We start from the raw sequence: 17,283 nt of genomic DNA, 5'->3' as shown, positions 1-17,283 counted from the left end.
AACCGATGCCGGCAGCGGCGGGAGGGTTCCCGTGCTTCGCGCGGCCTCATTTGTTGTGACCATTATAACCCGATGCCTCCTTTTTGCCCAAGCTTTGCCGTTCGGCTTCCGATCGCGATCGGGCCATGCGAAAACCCCGAAGCCGGCAGCCTGCGTCTGCAAGGCAGAAGGCAGGCCGCCAAGTATGCTGCCGCTGCCGCGTCGGAATGCCGACGGGCCGGATTCGGGATGCATACGAAGCTATCGGGGTTCGGATGTTCGGCTTGAAATTGATGACCGCTGCCGGACCGGCTTAATCGCGCGGCATCAGCGGCTTTTTGTTCAGTTCGTTCGAGACCGCCGACACGGCGCGCTGCGGCAGGCTGGCTTGGCCCGGAATCGGGCGGCGATAACCGGTGAACGTCTTCGTTTGCTCGTCCCACAACCGGAATTTCAACGATTGCAAGCTGGTAACCAGCGTGATCGTGGTCGCTTTTTGCAGCGGAACCGAAGAGTCGTGGGCTTTCTCGAGATTGTAGTTCGGGATCTTCGGGCTCAAATGATGCACGTGATGGAATCCGATGTTGCCGGTCACCCATTGCAGCGGCTTCGGAAGCTTGTAATACGAGCTGCCTTCGACGGCCGCCTGCACGTAGCTCCATTCTTCTTCATGCTCGAAATAAGAGTCTTCGAACTGGTGCTGCACGTAGAACAGCCAGATGCCGAGCAGGCCGGATACGAACATGATCGGACCCTGCACGAGCACGAAAGCCTGCCACCCGATCGCCCAGATCAGAGCGGCGTAGAGCGCCGCGATCAGCAGATTGGTCAGGTACGTATTGTAACGCTCCTGCTTTTTCGCGCCCCGGCGGTTGAAGCGGCTCTGAATCAGGAAGACCAGAATCGGACCCAAACCGAACATGACGAGCGGGTTGCGGTATAAACGGTAAGCGAGACGTTTCCAGAACGAAGCTTCGGCGTATTCTTCGACCGTCAGCAGCCACATATCGCCTTCGCCGCGTTTGTCGAGATTGCTGCTGGTCGCATGGTGACGGGTATGGCTGTATCTCCATTTGCGGTAAGGCATCAGCGTAATGACGCCGGTAATCGTGCCGACGATATCGTTCGCTTTTTTATTGTTGAAAAAAGAACCGTGCGTGCAATCGTGGAAAATGATGAACGTGCGGATCACGAATCCGGCCGCGACGATCAGCAGCGGAAGCGCGAGCCAGAACGAAATCGACAGCAGCAGATAACCGCCGACCCACAGCAGGATCAACGGAATCAGCGTGTTGAGCAGTTGACGGACGCTGGCTTTGGAATCGGTTTTCTCGTAAGGTTTCATATGTTTCTTGAGTTCCGCGATCGGATTCGCGGATGCGTGCTGGCTGGTCGGATTCATGGATGTCTAGCTCCTCTCGCGAACGCCGGGAAAGCGTTTCTATGTCTTCAGTATAGAGAGAAGAGGTCATGGCGCGTAGTCATAAACGTCAATGACGGAAGGTGACAAATGTCATAAGATGAACGATTTTATTTTAATTTGCGAATATACAAAACGGGGACATGGGAGTACAATAAGGACGATTAAGTAAGATTGTGAACGAATGAACAATCTTTTTTTTGCGCAAGCACCGAATGAAATCCAGAATAGGGGTTGGAAACAGACATGACAAAAAATCGCAAACCGAACGGAACGCTGCGCGGGAAACGTCCCGCAATCTTGATGATGGCGACCGCCGCGCTGGGTCTGGCGCTGGCCGGCTGCGGCGGGGCGTCGCAGCCGAGCGCGTCGGGAGCCACGAACGGTCCGGAAGCCTCCGAAGCGAAGACCGAGACGATCACGCTGGGCCTGCTGCCGTCGATCGACGCCATTCCTTTTATCGTCGCGCATGAACAGGGCTTCGACAAAGAGCAGGGCGTCGAGCTGGACATTCAGACGTTCAAAAGCGCGAAAGACCGCGACGTGGCGTTCCAAGCGGGCAAAGTCGAAGGCTTAAGCGCCGATCTGGTCGCGATCTCGATCTACAACGAAGCGGGCAAAGACGTCAAGATTACCAGTACGACGTTCGGCGAATTCGACCTGCTGACCGGCAATCCGGACGTCAAAAGCGTCGCGGACCTCAAAGGCAAAACGGTGATCTTGTCCAAAAATACGTCCACCGAATACACGATGGCGATGATGCTCGAGCAGGCGGGATTGACGGAGAACGATATTACGGTCACGGAAGTGCCGCAGATCCCGACCCGTCTCGAACTGCTCAAGAACAACAAAGCCGACGCGGCCGTGCTGCCGGAACCGTTCGTGACGATGGGCCGCGAAGCGGGGCTGAAGGTACTCGGTTCGACGCATACGGCGGAGATCAATCCGTTCGTGCTGGCGTTCCCGCAGAGCGTGATCGACGCCAAAGCGGGCGGCATCCGCAAGATGTACGCCGCTTACGACGAAGCCGTCGAATATATGAAGAATCACGATCAAGCGGATTATATCGACCTGATCATCAAGGAAGTCGGTTACCCGGAGACGCTCAAAGACCAGATCGACGTGCCGGATTACGTGCCGGCGAATCAGGCGGACCCGGCTCAAGTGGATAACGCGCTGAACTGGGCGCGGGAGAAAGGCCTGTTGACCAAAGACCTCAAAGCATCGGACGTGATGTCGGATGTTCAATTCAAATAAGGCGAAGATGCCGGAAAGCGGAAGCCGGGAGACGAACGCGGATGCCGCGTTCTCGTTCCGAAGCTCGAATCCGGCTTCCCCGCAAGCGCGAGCGGGCGAGGAACCGCGCGCCGATGCCGCGGATTCGGCTTCGCGCGGCCCGGATCGGGCTGCCGAATGTCGGGCGAGGGCGGCAAGCGGCCGTTCCGGCGGCCTATCCGCCGCCGAGAGCGGCCGAGGGCTGACGGCCCGCGGCCTGGTCGTCGATTACGGCGGCGGCCCCGTGCTCGGGCCGCTCGACCTCGATCTGCAAGAGCACGGCATCTACACCGTGCTCGGCCCTTCCGGCAGCGGCAAATCGACGCTGCTGCGGACCGCAGCGGGGCTGACGCCGCGCTTCCGCGGCAGCCTCGCCTACGGCGGCCGCCCGATCGGCGGCCGCGGCGCCGCGGGCGCGGGCGTGCGGGTCGGCTTCGTGCCGCAGAACTACGGCCTGCTGCCGTGGCACACGGCGCTCGCGAACGTGAAGAACGCGCTCAAGATCGCGCGTCCCGAAGAGTCTCGCGCCGAGCGCGACGAGTCCGCGCGCCGCTGGCTCGCCCGCATGGGCCTCGCCGGGCTGGAAGGGCGCTACCCGCGCGCGCTGAGCGGCGGGCAGCAGCAGCGCGTGGCGATCGCCCGCGCCTTCGCGGTGCGGCCGGACCTGCTCCTGCTGGACGAGCCGTTCTCCGCGCTCGACGCGGTAACGCGCGAAGGGCTTCAGAACCTGCTGCTGGACAACTGGCGGCAGCAGCCGTCGACGACGCTGTTCGTCACGCACGACGTCGAAGAAGCCGTGCTGCTCGGCCGGCAGATCGTGATGCTGACGGGCGGGAGCGGCAGCTTCTCCGCCGAGGCGGAGCGCGCCGATCGTTCCGGCGGCGCGCCGTTTTTCCCGAATGAAGACGTTCGAGAGCGCGAGTCCCAAGACGAGTTTCCCGCCTCGGCTTCGGGCATTCGTCTGATCGACAATGCCGTCGTTTTTTCGCTCGCCGATTCCGACAAACGCGACAGCGAAGCCTTCCGTGAGCAGACGCGGCGCGTTCGCCGTTTGCTGCGGGAAGGACGGTGAGCGCGGATGAAGACGAATTCTCAAAGCCCGGAACGCGGCGGTCGCAAGCCGTCTTCCCTTAAGGTCCCGCAGGTCGATGCTTCGGGCGAATCGCCGCGCATCGGCAGAGTAAGCGCCGCGCGGACCGTCGTTCGCCTGTTGGGCGTATTCGCCGCGCTGCATCTGCTCTGGGCGCTGCTGGCCGCCGTGTTGAAACGGGACATTCTTCCTTCGCCGCCGGCGGTCTACCGCGCGCTGTTTCGCTTGGACGGAGCGGAGATGCTGACTCATGTCGGAACGAGTTTGTTCCGCGTATTCGCGGGCATTCTGCTGGCGCTGGCCGTCGGGCTGCTGCTCGGGTTGGTCATGGGCCGTTCGCCGCGTTGGAACAAGCTGCTCGATCCGGTCGTCTATCTGACTTATCCGATTCCGAAGATCGCGCTGCTTCCGGTCGCCATGCTGTTTCTGGGCCTCGGCGAAGCGTCGAAGATCGTCATGATCGCGTTGATCCTTATTTTTCAAGTCATTATCTCGGTCCGCGACGGCGTCAAAGCGATCCCGGCCGATACCTACGACGTCTTGACCAGTCTCGGAGCCGGACGCGGGGCGAGATTCGCGCAGATCACGCTGCCGGGCGCACTGTCTTCGATTCTCAGCACGATCCGGATCTCGCTCGGCACGGCGTTCTCCGTGTTGTTTTTCACCGAAATCTACGGCACGGAACACGGCATGGGCTATTTCATCATGGACGCTTGGCTGAGGATCGATTATCCGGGCATGTACGCGGGAATTCTGCTGTTCGGCGGAGTCGGCTTCCTGCTGTTCGTTCTGGTCGATCTGTTCGAGTACCGGTTCATGAAATGGAGAGCTTGAGGATATACGCAAAAAGGCCCGGACGGCGGGATCGAAAGATCGTGCTGCCCGGGCTTTTTCGCGTACGTTCGATCGCTCGTTGATCCTGTTCAAGTTTTTCTTTTGCATACCGGAATCCAGATCTCGCTCCGATAATCCGGCGCGCTCTGGTCGCGCTGCTCGGTCCAGAAAATCCCGGGACCTGCCCGACCTATCGCGTTACGGTTTTGCCGGGTTCCGCGCAAGAGGTTCGGGGTGCGTTTTTATCGGGAACGAAGCGTATAATGAAAAGTAGTTTATGGCTTGGGAAGTATGCCGATCAATGCGCGGACGAATCGCGTTCGCGTCGATCCTATCGCCAACCGCGCAAGGTGTCGACAGAAGCAGGCAGGACGGAAGGAGCGAACATGAAGCGAAACGAAGAACTGCTGGTCGTGGATGACGACCGCGATATTTTGGACGTAATCCGAACGTATCTGGAACTGGAAGGCCATACCGTGCATACGGCTGAAGACGGAAAGCAGGCGCTGGAAATATGGGGCCAGCACGCCGTGTCTCTGGTAGTATTGGATATCATGATGCCAGAACGCGACGGTCTGGACATATGCCGCACGATCAGGGAACGCTCCAATGTGCCTATCCTGTTTTTGAGCGCAAAAGCCGGCGACGCGGATAAAGTGATCGGTCTGCGCACCGGAGCGGACGATTATGTCGTCAAACCGTTTAGCCTGTCGGAGTTGTCGGCTCGGGTCGAAGCGCTGCTGCGCCGGTATCATCTTCTGGGCGCGGCAGGTGCCTTACGAGGATCGGAGCGCGGGTCGGCCGAGAACGGCGGGCTGCGGGTCGGCCGGCTGTCAATCGATACGGCGGCGCGCGGCGTCGTTTCCGAAGGCCGGGAAATCCGATTAACGCGGACCGAATACGATCTTCTGTTGCTGCTGGCGGAGAACCGGGGCCAAGTCTTCACGCCGGAGCAGATGTATAAGCGCATACGCGGGGAAGAAGCTCTCGAAGGAGGCTTGTCTGCGATCATGGTGCATATCGCGAGGCTGCGCGAGAAAATCGGCGACGGAGACCGGGAAAGCCGCTTGATCCAAAATGTGTGGGGAGTGGGATACAAGATTGAAAAAGAAAGGTAAGCTTCCGGGCATTCGGGCCAAATTCTACGCGGCGATCGCGATGGGCATGGTATTGGCCGGATTGTCGATCGCGGCCGTGCAGTCGGCGCTGCCGTTGCTGTCCGGCGCTTCCCGGGAAAAGGTGACCCGTTGGGAAGAGACATATGCTTGGGTTTATTTTTTCGCTTTCTCGTTGTTGGCGCTGTCTTTTGCCTCTTTGTCCACGCGCAAATTGATCCGGCGGATCGAGAAGATGGGCGAAACGGCGGAAGCGATCGGCCGCGGCGACCTGACGCGCCGGACCGGCGAGCGAAGCGGCGACGAATTGGGCAGGCTGGCCCGGCATATCGACGAGATGGCGAGCCGCTTGGAAGCTGCCGGCGATCGCGAACGGCAGGCCGAAGCCGAGAAAGACGCTCTGATCGCGGCGCTCTCGCACGATATGCGCACGCCGCTGTCCTCGCTGTCGGGATATCTGGAGCTGGCCGAACTTCGGCTTAAGCCGCTGATCCGAGGCGAGAGCCCGGATATCGGTTTTCTCGTGCAAACCGACGCTTCGGTCGTCGAAGCGCTGCGCTGCATCGAATCGGCCCGGCGCAAAACCGGCGAGCTGAAGAAGCATGCGGAGCAGCTGTTGGATTATACGCTGCTCGGAAAGGGCGAAGAACAGCACGACTTTACCGCATTCGAGCTGGAGACGCTGCTCGGTCAGGTTCTGGCCGACTTTCTGGCCGAATTGGAAAACGCCGGCATGCGTTTGGAACGGTATACGCCTGCCGAAGCCGCCGGAGCGAAAGTTCGCGGCAATCCGGCTCTGCTGGCCCGAATGCTGGGAAATCTGATCGAAAACGCGATCCGCTACGGAAGCGCCGGAGGACTGCTTGCCGTTCGCGTCGGCCGCGAAAAGAACGAGATCGCGATCGAAATCGCGAATCGAGGGGAACCGATCGCGCAAGAAGATCTGCCCCGCGTCTTCGAACGCCTGTACACCGGAGAACGATCGCGCGGCACTTCCGGGGGAAGCCGCGGGCTCGGTCTCGCGATCGTGCGGGAGATCGCCCTGCTGCACGGCGGCCGGACCGAAGTCCGCAGCGGCGCGCGCGAAACCTGCTTTACCGTTCTGCTGCCGGAAGATTTGTCCGAAGCTTAATAAAGTCGTAAGTTTTTCGACGCCGAATTCGTAAGCTTTCCCGTCTACAATCAAGCATGAAGAAGACGGGAGGACGACGATGACACGGAAAAGGGATAAAAGAAAAGGCGCGGCCGCTTTCTGCATGGCGTTATGGCTGCTGCCGGTGGTACTATGGGCAATCGTATACCTATGGAGAGGCGTTCCGAGCGTACTGGCTTGGTGGTTGATTCAGGCCTACAGCCTGGTCGCCGTTTTGATCACCGCGGCTTTGCTCGTTATCGGAGCCGTTAAGTTGCTGCCGCGGATTCTGCGCAGCGGCAAGCGCGGCAGAGGCGGGCCGGCGCTACAGAACGGCGAAGCCGACCGGAATGCCGGCATAGAAGAAGGCGGAGCAGGGGAGAAGAGGAAGCGGGAGTTCCGACCGCCGCTGCGCGCGCTGCTGATCGCCGGAGCGATAGCGGGAGCTTGGCCGGCGCTGTGGTTCGCCGGAGTCGGACAGATCGCTTATCCGGCCGATGCGGCGAAGACGTCTCCTTCCGTTACGGTCGTATCTCCTTTTGCGAAGGAAACGATTGTCGGCTGGGGAGGGGACGGGCTGCGGGAGAACTATCACGTCGCGGCTCCGAACGAACGTTGGGCTTACGATTTGCTGGCCGCTCCGGCCGGAATGGGAAGCGCTCGGCTCGAGGATTACGGGATCTACGGAGCGTCAGTGTTCGCGCCCGCGGCGGGAACGGTCGTAGAGGCGAAGGATGGGGAAGCGGACCATGCGCCGGGCGAATCGGAACCGGAAACTCTGGCCGGAAACCATATTTATCTCCGCCTCGACGAAACGGGCACCTATCTCGTGTTCGCGCATCTGATGCGGGGATCGGCAGCCGTCGAAGCGGGACAGCATGTGGAGGTCGGCGAGCCGCTGGGACGGGTCGGCAACTCGGGCAGCTCCAGCGAACCGCACCTGCATCTGCACCATCAGAGGCAGAATCCGGCGGAGACGAACCTGTTCCTGTCGGAAGGTCTGCCGCTGTACTTCAAAAGCACGTCCGGTGCTTTCATGCCGAGCGGCGGAGTAGAGGTTCAGGGCGGCCGGGACGTTCCGACCGGAGAGAAGCTTGCGCCCCAGTCCGGTTTGTTTTCCGCTCCCTGAATCTTTTCGGTTAAGAGCGCTTAAGACGAACAAAAGCAGATTGTATAATGAAGCGGTAGTTTAAATGCGGAAGGGCGGTTTTTTTGTGCTGAAAGACACTTGGTTTACGGTACAGCGCATCGACGATCGGACGTACGCGATCAGCGAATACGGCCATTGGGAGCGGGTGCATTCGTTTCTGCTGCTCGGTTCGGCGTCAGCGGCGCTGATCGACACCGGACTCGGCATCGATAATATCCGGCGCATCACGGATCGGCTGACCGACCTGCCGATCGACGTGGTGACGACGCACGTGCATACCGATCATATCGGAAGCCACGGACGTTTCGAGCGGATCTACGTGCACGAACTCGATCGCGGTTGGCTGGAGAACGGCATCGCCGGACTGACGATCGAGCAGATTCGGCGGGACGTCGGCCGGGATATTACGCTGCCGCTGCCGCCCGGCTTCGACGCGCGGACCTATACGCCGTTTCGCGGGCCGGCGACCGGCACGCTCGAAGACGGCCAACTGCTCGATCTCGGCGGCCGCACGCTTACCGTTTATCATACGCCGGGCCATTCGCCGGGTCATCTGTGCTTTTTCGATCCGGCCGCGGGCTATCTGTTCACCGGCGATCTGCTGTACGGCGGAACGCCGGTCTATGCGTTCTACCCGTCCACCAGCCCGGAAGACCTGATCGCTTCGTGGGAAAAAATCGCCGCGATCCCGGACGTGACGCGCGTATTCGGTTCGCATAACGAGTTGGGCTTGGAACCGGAGATCCGTTTGCGCGCGGGCGAAGCCGCCGGCCGGCTGCGACAGAACGGACTGGCGAAATTCGGCACGGGCCTCCATCGGTTCGACGGATTCAGCGTTCAGTTCTGAAGAGAGAGCGAAGATAAGCCTGAATTCGATCATACGGTACAATGAAAAAGCAAGGTGCGGGCCTCCCGCGCCTTTTTTTGCGTGTCTTGGAAGCCGGAATTCGTCTCCGGGCGGCAAGGTGCTGTCTGTATAGTTTTTGTAAATGCCCTATTGATAGATTTTTAGAAGGCGGCGATTCGCGCAAAAATGCGGGTCGACAGCCGCAAAATCAACGGGGGGTTGAAGCATGTTGAGAAGTAAGAGACGGAGAACAGCAGGCAAAACATTCAAGTTGGCGCTTGCAGGTGCGTTGATCGCCGGAAGTTGGGCCGGTGTCGGAAGATCGGAGGTTTCCGCCGATTCGCCGACGAATTCGTCTTTAAGCAGTCCGGGAGGCGTCGGTTCGCCGAATTTATGGTTGAGAGCCGATCGAGGAATCTCGGAAAACAGCGGCGAACCGGTAAGCACCTGGGGGGACAGAAGCGCTTTTTCGAACGATGCTTTCCAAGGAACGCTTTCTTCGGCACCGACTTATTGGAACGACAATACACATAACGTCAATTTTAATCCGGTACTGGACTTCGACGAGGATTACTTGAAGCTCGACGTCAATAAGCTGCCGCTGGGCAAAAAAGCCCGTACTGTCATTAGCGTGGCCAAGTCGGATACGTTGGACGGGATTTCTTACATCTTGGCATGGGGGAAATCGGACCCGAGCGCTTATACGGCTTCGGGCTTGCTCAGAAACGTAAGCCGGGCGGGGCTTACGCCCATGAACTCTGAAAAGACGCAGACCATGTATTCGCCCGAAGGCGTAGTCGACACGAAGTCTCCCTACGAACAACTTCTTACATGGACCGGTTGGGAAAACGGCGAAACCAGCAATACGGCTCGATTGTACAGCAAGATGAAGCCGATCGAAGACAATAAACCCGGAGGATTCGGACAGATCGGCATTTCGAAAGCATGGAATACGGGGAGCGCGGACGGAGCGATAATCGGCAAAGTCATTCCCGAAGAGCTGAACGCGAATTATTGGGACGGAACGATTCTGGATGTCATCGTATACGATCGCGCCCTGACGGATACGGAACGGCAGCGGGTGAGTACCTACCTAGCGATCAAATACGGATATACGATGACTCCGGGTAGCGGATACCAAGCGTCTTACCTCGATTCGCAAGGAACGAATATCTGGAATTCCGATGCGAACGCGACTTATACGCACCGAATTACGGCAATCGGTCGTGACGATTCCAGCGATCTGAATCAGAAACAAGCGAAATCGCAGGAGCCGGGAGCGATTCTCACCGCCGCTTTAGGACAACGGATCGAGAACACGAACTCCGCCAATTCGAATGCTTTTGCCGTAGACCGCTCGTTTTTCATTTTCGGCGATAACGACGGGAATACCGCTTATACGAAGGAAATCGAAGGCGCGCAAAACAGTAAGCTTAAACGTATGGAGCGGATTCATCAGGTGGATAAGACAGGCGGGGTCGACGATGCGACAATCACGCTTAAGCTGGAAACGTCGCAACAACCCTCGGCCGGATCGGAACAGTATTATCTGGCGATCGGCGCAAGCGAAGAGTTCGTAAATGCCAAGCTTCTGCCGCTCAAGTCCGACGGTACGATTACGCTGAACAGCGGCGAGTTTTCCGACGGCAGTTTCTTTACTTTCGCGCATGTCGATAAGACTTCTTTGTCTGCTGCTGTTTCTTCGGTCGCGAGCGAGTTGAGCGGAGGCGCGCTGAAAGAACAAGATTATACGCCGGACAGTTGGAGCGCGCTGCAAACGAAATTGACCGAAGCGCAAAACGCGCTGGGAACGCCGGGATCAAGCCAAGAGCAAGTCGATCAGGCGCTGAAAAACCTGAACGAAGCTCGTGAAGACTTAAAGCCTCGAGCCGTAAACTTCGATGACGCGGTGTTGGAGAAAGGCCAGTCCGGTTCGCGAATCGTCGTGACGCTCGATCGCGGCGTTACGTTCGACGGCCAAATCCCGCACGGATTTACGGTACGAGTAGGCAGCGATAACGTTCCGGCGGACAAGCTTATTATTTCGGTCGATCCTTCCGATACGAAGCGGGTCCTGATCGGACTTCCGGGAATGCCCGACTTGGATCTTTCGAATATCGATGAAGTCGGCATTAAGTACGATCAAACGGTCGGCAATCTGAAAGGGCTGAACGGCGGTTCCGTTTCGAGCTTCGATAAGACCGCCCAAAGCGGCTTGAGCGCTTCGCTGCAAATCACGAAACCGGACGCGACTTCGGGAATCGTGCCGGGCGACAAACCGGCGTTCGGCGGCAAGATCGATCCGGCTGCCGATTCGGTCACGGTCGAACTGTTGGACGATCAAGGCCAACCGATTCCGAACGCCGGAGGGGCGGCGATCATCGACCCGGCAACCGGCGAATGGTCGTTCGTTTCGGAAGCGAAACTGCCGCCGGGCACGTACACCGTTTCGGTGACGGCCAAGAAAGGCGAAGAAGTCTCGATCAAAAAAAGAACGTTCACCGTCGTCGACAAGTCCGCGCTGAAAGCGCGCGAGCAGGCCGTGACGGCCGAAAACCTGAACGGCGCGTCGTACACGTCTTCCACTTGGAATGAACTGCAAACCGCCTTGACCGAAGCGCGCCGCGTGCTGGATGATCCGGCGGCTTCGCAGGCGCAGATCGACGCCGCGCTGAACCGCTTGAACACGGCGCGTACCGGCTTGACGGCGATCCCGTCTAATCCGGGAAGCGGCAGCCCGTCTCCGTCGATTCCTCCAGTGACAAGCGCGCCGCAGCCGAACGGTCCGACCAAACAGATCATCACGGTCGACGTGGCGTCGGGCGCGGAAGACCTGCGCGATATCACCAAAGTCGAATTGGAACGCACGACGGCGACCGACGGCACGCTGAGCGATCAGGTGACGTTCACGCCGGCGAAAGCTAAGGAAGCGATCGACAAAGCGCTGGCCAAAAACGATCCGACGGCCCGCATTCTGATCCCGGATTCGACCGACGCGGTCAGCCGCGTGAACGTGGATATCCCGGCGGAAACGGTCGAATTGTTGAAACGCAATAAGATCGATCTGGAGATCCATAACCCGAACGGCCTCGTCGTCGTCCCGGCTTCGTCGCTGGAAGGCCGCGAAGGCAGCTTCTACTTCCGCCTCGTGCCGGTGAAAAATCCGCAGGAACGCCAAAGCGTGGAACAGCGCGCGCAGACGGAGCAGATCGTTCGCCAATTGAGCGGCAGCGGAGCGGCTCAAGTCGTTTCCCGTCCGATGACGATCGAAACGAATCTGTCGAGCCGTCCGGTCACGCTGGTGCTGCCGCTCGACGGCACGAAGCTGCCGACGAACGAGCAGGAACGCGCAGCGTTCCTCAAGAACCTCGGCGTCTATATCGAACACAGCGACGGTACCAAAGAAGTGGTGCGCGGCGCGGTCGAAACGATCGACAGCCCGGCGATTAGCGGAAATAAACTCGGCCTGCGTTTCGGCATCGCCAAGTTCAGCACGTTCACGATCGTGTCGCTTAACGCGAACGAAGGCATGCACGAAGCGTACATTCAAGGCTACACGGACGGCACGCTGCGTCCGGACAACGCCGTGATCCGTTCCGAGATGGCCGCCATGCTGGCGCGTCTGGGACAACTGAGCGGTTCGGGTACGGCGAACTTCCCGGATCTGCCGCAGCGCTTCTGGGCGCGCGACTTGATCGGGCAGGTCACCGAAGCGGGTTGGATGAAAGGCTACGTCGACGGCACGTTCAAGCCGAACGGCGAGATCACCCGCGAAGAAATGGCATCCATCGTGTTCAACTACCTGCGTCTGAGCCAAGGCGACGCGACGGGATTGTTCCCGGACGTCCGGGCGGGAAGCTGGTCCGGCGGGATCATCGCAGCGGTGCAGGCACAGGGTATCATGACCGGAGACAACGGCAAGTTCTATCCGACGCGTCCATTGACGCGCGCGGAAGCCGTAACGATCTTGAACCGCTTGTTCGAACGCGGTCCGCTGCACGGAGCCCCGGCTCCGGCATGGCCGGATCTGAACGCAAGCCATTGGGCGTACGGCGATCTGATCGAAGCCGCGACGACTCATGGCTATGCCGATCGCAGCGACGGCGGGGAAGAATGGATCTCCGCCCGGTAATTCAAGAAGTATGATGATCCAAAGCTTCGTCCCGATTTTCCGGGACGGAGCTTTTTTGGCATACGTTTCCGGACGACGCGAGAAAGCGGATTATCGGGAAACAAACGCCGTTCAGGCTGCTTGTAGAGTTTTTGTATAGCTGCTCGTGATAATTTTGGACAGAATGACCAGCGGGCTAGCATGCCGCGTTTGGACAGTGTTCGAAGAAAGGAGGAGCAAGGCAATCGTTGGGGCGTTCGGGAAACGAGAGGGTTCGGGACACGAACGGCAGGGCAAAGTTGAATGCAGTCAGATAAATGGAGGGGAAATCTTTGAAAATAGCAAAAAAAACCGGGCTTCTGGCATTGGCGTTTCTGTTGATGCTGCCTTCTTTGTTCGCGGGAGTTCCGGTCGCCAAAGCGGCCGACGGAACGATCTATTACGTATCCGCTGAGGGCGACGATACGAACGGGGGAACTACGGAGGCAGCGCCTTACAAGACGCTGGACCAAGCGATCGCTTCGGTACAAACCGGAGATACGATCGTGCTGCTGAGCGATATCACGCTAAATTCGCTGCTGAGCATAAACATCGGCAGCAAAAGTGTAGAGATCCGTTCTAAGCAAGGCGAGCGGTTTTCGATTATTCGGGAAGCGTCTTATGCAAACGTTCTGATTAATGTGGCTAGCGGAACGGTCGCTTTGCGGGACTTGAAAATCGACGGTGCCGAAGTGGTTTCCAAAGGTTCCGCGCTTGAAGTCAATTCGGGCGGAGACGTCAGTTTGCAGAATGTCGAAGTGAGCCGCCACCATTTTAATTCCGGCGGCCCCGGAAGTATTTTGTTGGCTGCGAGCGGCAAAATCACGATCCAAGAAGGGACTTCTATCGCGAATAATAGCATTTCGGGCCGAAGAGAGGACAATCCTCCTGCGGTTCTCGGAGCTGGAACCCGCGGAGTTCTCAACGTACAAGGAGGAGAGATTACCCGCAATACCGTGAACGCGGACAGCAACGGCGTGATCGTCGGAATAGGCCTGTATCAGAGTCCGCGTTTCGAGATGACGGGCGGCCGAATTTTCGCCAATACGCTGAAGGGCAAAGAAAAGGCGGACAACGGAAGCGAAGAAACGGTAGGTAACGTCGCCGTCTATATGCGCGGTACCGCCGCCGAAGCGCGTTTCGATTTCGGCGGGACGGCTTATGTGTACGATAACCTGAACACGGCCGGAGAGCAGCGCAACGTGTTTTTGAAAAATGCGGCTCCGCGAGACAATGCTTATCTGACATTGATCCGAGCACTCGAACCGGGCGCGAAGATCGGCGTTTATGCCCGGATCATGCCGGATACTAAGGATAATAAGGTCGTCGACGTCGCCAAAGGATACGGCAGTTACGTTGCGACCGAACAGGATGCCGAGCATTTCTTCTCCGACATCAACACGACCGCGGCCGTTTCTTTCGAAGCGAGTTCGAACAAGGTCATTCTCGATTACCGCGCGCCGGTCGATGTTCAAGTGACCGAACCGACTTCCGGGAGCACGGTCGGAACGAAGCCGAAAGCTTCCGGCACGGTTACGCCGGGGGCCAAAGTCACGGTCGAAATGGTCAGCAAGACCGATCCGACGATCAAAGTGCAAGGCGAAGCGATCGTGGACGGCAGCGGGAAATGGACGTTTACGCCCGTCACGCGTCTGGCGGAAGGCGACTATACGCTGCGCGTTACCGCGGAGAAAGACGGCGTAACCGCTGCGCCCGTCACGATGGACCTGACGGTACAAGGCGTCGACAAGACCGCTCTGCAAAACAAAAAAGACGCGATCGACGTCGAAAGCCTCTCCTCTTCCGACTACCAAACGGACAGCTGGAATACGCTTCAGACGAAATTGTCGAACGCGCAGACGGTTCTAGGCGACGAGGACGCGACGCAAGCCGAAGTCGATCGGGCGCTAAGCGAACTTACGAACGCGCGTCAAGCCTTGGTTCCGAAAACGGTGAAGTTCGATCAGGCTTCGCTCGAAAAAGGCGCGTCCGCTTCAAGAATCGTCGTCACGCTCGATCGCGGCGTCACGTTCGACGGCCAGACTCCTGCAGGTTTCTCCGTACGCGTCGGCGATCTCGACGTGCCGGCAGAGCAGTTGAATATTTCCGTCGATCCTAACGATAAGACCAAGGTGATCGTCAAGCTTCCGGAAAACCTGAATCTGTCGGAAACGGATGTTGTCGGCATTAAATACGATCAGGCCGTCGGCAATCTGAAAGGGCTGAACGGCGGTTCCGTTTCGAGCTTCGATAAGACCGCCCAAAGCGGGCTGGACGCTTCGCTGCAAATCACGAAACCGGACGCGACTTCGGGAATCGTGCCGGGCGACAAACCGGCATTCGGCGGCAAGGTTGATCCGGCAGTCGATTTGGTCACGCTTGAGTTGTTGGACGATCAGGGCCAAATCATTCCGGGTTCTGCAGGCGTTCCGGCTATCGATCGTACGACCGGTGAATGGATGTTCGTTTCGCCGTCGCCGCTGCCGCCGGGCACTTACACGCTCTCGGTGACGGCCAAGAAAGGCGAAGAAGTCTCGATCAAAAAAAGAACGTTCACCGTCGTCGACAAGTCCGCGCTGAAAGCGCGCGAGCAAGCCGTGACGGCCGAAAACCTGAACGGCGCGTCGTACACGTCTTCCACTTGGAACGAACTGCAAACCGCTTTGACCGAAGCGCGCCGCGTGCTGGACGATCCGGCGGCTTCGCAGGCGCAGATCGACGCCGCGCTGAACCGCTTGAACACGGCGCGTACCGGCTTGACGACGATCCCGTCCAATCCGGGAAGCGGCAGCCCGTCTCCGTCGATTCCTCCGGTAACAAGCGCGCCGCAGCCGAACGGCCCAACCAAGCAGATCATCACGGTCGACGTGGCGTCGGGCGCGGAAGATCTGCGCGATATCACCAAGGTCGAACTGGAACGCACGACGGCGACCGACGGCACGCTGAGCGATCAGGTGACGTTCGCGCCGGCGAAAGCGCAGGAAGCGATCGACAAAGCATTAGCCAAAAACGATCCGACGGCGCGCATCCTGATTCCGGATTCGACCGACGCGGTCAGCCGGGTCAACGTGGATATCCCGTCCGAAACGGTCGAACTGCTGAAACGCAATAAGATCGATCTGGAGATCCATAACCCGAACGGTCTCGTGGTCGTTCCGGCTTCGTCGCTGGAAGGCCGCGAAGGCAGCTTCTACTTCCGCCTCGTGCCGGTGAAAAATCCGCAGGAACGCCAAAGCGTGGAACAGCGCGCGCAGACGGAGCAGGTCGTTCGCCAGTTGAGCGGCAGCGAAACGGCTCAAGTCGTGTCCCGCCCGATGACGATCGAAACGAATCTGTCGAGCCGTCCGGTCACGCTGGTGCTGCCGCTCGACGGCACGAAGCTGCCGACGAACGAACAGGAGCGCGCGGCGTTCCTCAAGAACCTCGGCGTTTATATCGAACACAGCGACGGTACCAAAGAAGTGGTGCGCGGCGCGGTCGAAACGATCGACAGCCCGGCGATCTCGGGTAATAAGCTCGGCCTGCGGTTCGGCATCGCCAAGTTCAGCACGTTCACGATCGTGTCGCTGAACGCGAACGAAGGCATGCACGAAGCGTATATTCAAGGTTACACGGACGGCACGCTGCGTCCGGACAACGCCGTGATCCGTTCCGAGATGGCCGCCATGCTGGCGCGTCTGGGACAGCGGAGCGGCTCAGGTACGGCGAACTTCCCGGATCTGCCGCAGCGCTTCTGGGCGCGCGATCTGATCGGGCAGGTCACCGAAGCCGGATGGATGAAAGGCTACGTCGACGGCACGTTCAAGCCGAACGGCGAGATCACCCGCGAAGAAATGGCGTCGATCGTCTTCAATTATCTGCATCTGAGCCAAGGCGACGCGACTGGGCTGTTCCCGGACGTCCGGGCGGGAAGCTGGTCCGGCGGGATCATCGCGGCGGTGCAGGCGCAGGGTATCATGACCGGAGACAACGGCAAGTTCTATCCGACGCGTCCGCTGACGCGGGCGGAAGCCGTAACGATCTTGAACCGCTTGTTCGAGCGCGGTCCGCTGCACGGAGCGCCGGTTCCGGCATGGCCGGATCTGAACGCAGGCCATTGGGCGTACGGCGATCTTCTGGAAGCCGCGACGACTCACGGCTACGCCGACCGCAGCGACGGCGGGGAAGAATGGATCTCCGCCCGCTGAACCAAAGCTCATAAGGTGCTCGATCTAATGGCCGGCTTGACCGGAAAATCATAAAAAGGCAGGGACCGCCTCGGGTCCCTGCCTTTTTGTTATGCATGATTTTG

Annotated in this window: 10 protein-coding genes; 9 read left to right on the top strand and 1 reads right to left on the bottom strand. The window is 59.1% G+C overall.

All coding sequences use genetic code 11. The features are described from left to right. Positions 1-292: 292 nt before the first annotated feature. On the bottom strand, positions 293-1,381 hold the full coding sequence (gene desA, locus CDO73_RS04785) for a Delta(5) desaturase DesA (RefSeq protein WP_088487363.1): 1,089 nt from the start codon (positions 1,379-1,381) through the stop codon (positions 293-295). A 264-nt stretch (positions 1,382-1,645) separates the two neighbouring features. On the opposite strand from desA, the gene CDO73_RS04780 reads away from it, so the two are divergent. From CDO73_RS04780 to CDO73_RS04740, 9 genes are all read left to right on the top strand, one after another. Continuing rightward, entirely contained in the window at positions 1,646-2,656 is a 1,011-nt protein-coding gene (locus CDO73_RS04780) for an ABC transporter substrate-binding protein (protein ID WP_088487362.1), read from the top strand. Continuing rightward, positions 2,640-3,746 carry an ABC transporter ATP-binding protein gene (locus CDO73_RS04775; protein WP_256972567.1) on the top strand — a complete coding sequence of 369 codons (1,107 nt, stop codon included), beginning with the start codon at positions 2,640-2,642 and terminating at the stop codon, positions 3,744-3,746. The genes CDO73_RS04780 and CDO73_RS04775 overlap by 17 nt, the downstream gene beginning before the upstream one ends. Positions 3,747-3,752: 6 nt before the next feature. Continuing rightward, on the top strand, positions 3,753-4,598 hold the full coding sequence (locus tag CDO73_RS04770) for an ABC transporter permease (protein ID WP_088487360.1): 846 nt from the start codon (positions 3,753-3,755) through the stop codon (positions 4,596-4,598). 386 nt (positions 4,599-4,984) lie between these two features. Then, a complete protein-coding gene (locus CDO73_RS04765; protein WP_088487359.1) occupies positions 4,985-5,716 on the top strand; it encodes a response regulator transcription factor in 732 nt (243 codons plus the stop codon). Next, on the top strand, positions 5,700-6,845 hold the full coding sequence (locus CDO73_RS04760) for a HAMP domain-containing sensor histidine kinase (protein WP_179218580.1): 1,146 nt from the start codon (positions 5,700-5,702) through the stop codon (positions 6,843-6,845). Before CDO73_RS04765 ends, CDO73_RS04760 begins: the two co-directional genes overlap by 17 nt. Positions 6,846-6,969: 124 nt before the next feature. Further along, the gene (locus tag CDO73_RS04755) at positions 6,970-7,974 is read left to right on the top strand and encodes a M23 family metallopeptidase (RefSeq protein ID WP_088487673.1); all 1,005 of its coding nucleotides are present in this window, start codon (positions 6,970-6,972) and stop codon (positions 7,972-7,974) included. 85 nt (positions 7,975-8,059) lie between these two features. Beyond that, complete coding sequence (locus tag CDO73_RS04750) at positions 8,060-8,842, top strand: MBL fold metallo-hydrolase (RefSeq protein ID WP_256972565.1); 783 nt, start codon at positions 8,060-8,062, stop codon at positions 8,840-8,842. 226 nt (positions 8,843-9,068) lie between these two features. Next, positions 9,069-12,974: a DUF8202 domain-containing protein gene (locus CDO73_RS04745; protein ID WP_088487356.1), complete on the top strand. Its 3,906-nt coding sequence runs from the start codon at positions 9,069-9,071 to the stop codon at positions 12,972-12,974. 311 nt (positions 12,975-13,285) lie between these two features. Beyond that, positions 13,286-17,179, top strand: coding sequence for an S-layer homology domain-containing protein (locus CDO73_RS04740; protein ID WP_179218578.1), 3,894 nt, complete (start codon positions 13,286-13,288; stop codon positions 17,177-17,179). The last annotated feature ends 104 nt before the right edge of the window (positions 17,180-17,283 follow it).

This window comes from Saccharibacillus sp. O23 (genome assembly GCF_002205895.1).
Lineage (GTDB): Bacteria > Bacillota > Bacilli > Paenibacillales > Paenibacillaceae > Saccharibacillus.
This window is presented reverse-complemented; position numbering and strand designations above follow the sequence as displayed.

Excerpts from the sequence above, each read along its gene's own strand:
- desA (WP_088487363.1), bottom strand. The coding sequence starts at position 1,381 with ATGAATCCGACCAGCCAGCACGCATCCGCGAATCCGATCGCGGAACTC.
- CDO73_RS04780 (WP_088487362.1), top strand. The coding sequence starts at position 1,646 with ATGACAAAAAATCGCAAACCGAACGGAACGCTGCGCGGGAAACGTCCC.
- CDO73_RS04775 (WP_256972567.1), top strand. The coding sequence starts at position 2,640 with ATGTTCAATTCAAATAAGGCGAAGATGCCGGAAAGCGGAAGCCGGGAG.
- CDO73_RS04770 (WP_088487360.1), top strand. The coding sequence starts at position 3,753 with ATGAAGACGAATTCTCAAAGCCCGGAACGCGGCGGTCGCAAGCCGTCT.
- CDO73_RS04765 (WP_088487359.1), top strand. The coding sequence starts at position 4,985 with ATGAAGCGAAACGAAGAACTGCTGGTCGTGGATGACGACCGCGATATT.
- CDO73_RS04755 (WP_088487673.1), top strand. The coding sequence starts at position 6,970 with ATGGCGTTATGGCTGCTGCCGGTGGTACTATGGGCAATCGTATACCTA.
- CDO73_RS04745 (WP_088487356.1), top strand. The coding sequence starts at position 9,069 with ATGTTGAGAAGTAAGAGACGGAGAACAGCAGGCAAAACATTCAAGTTG.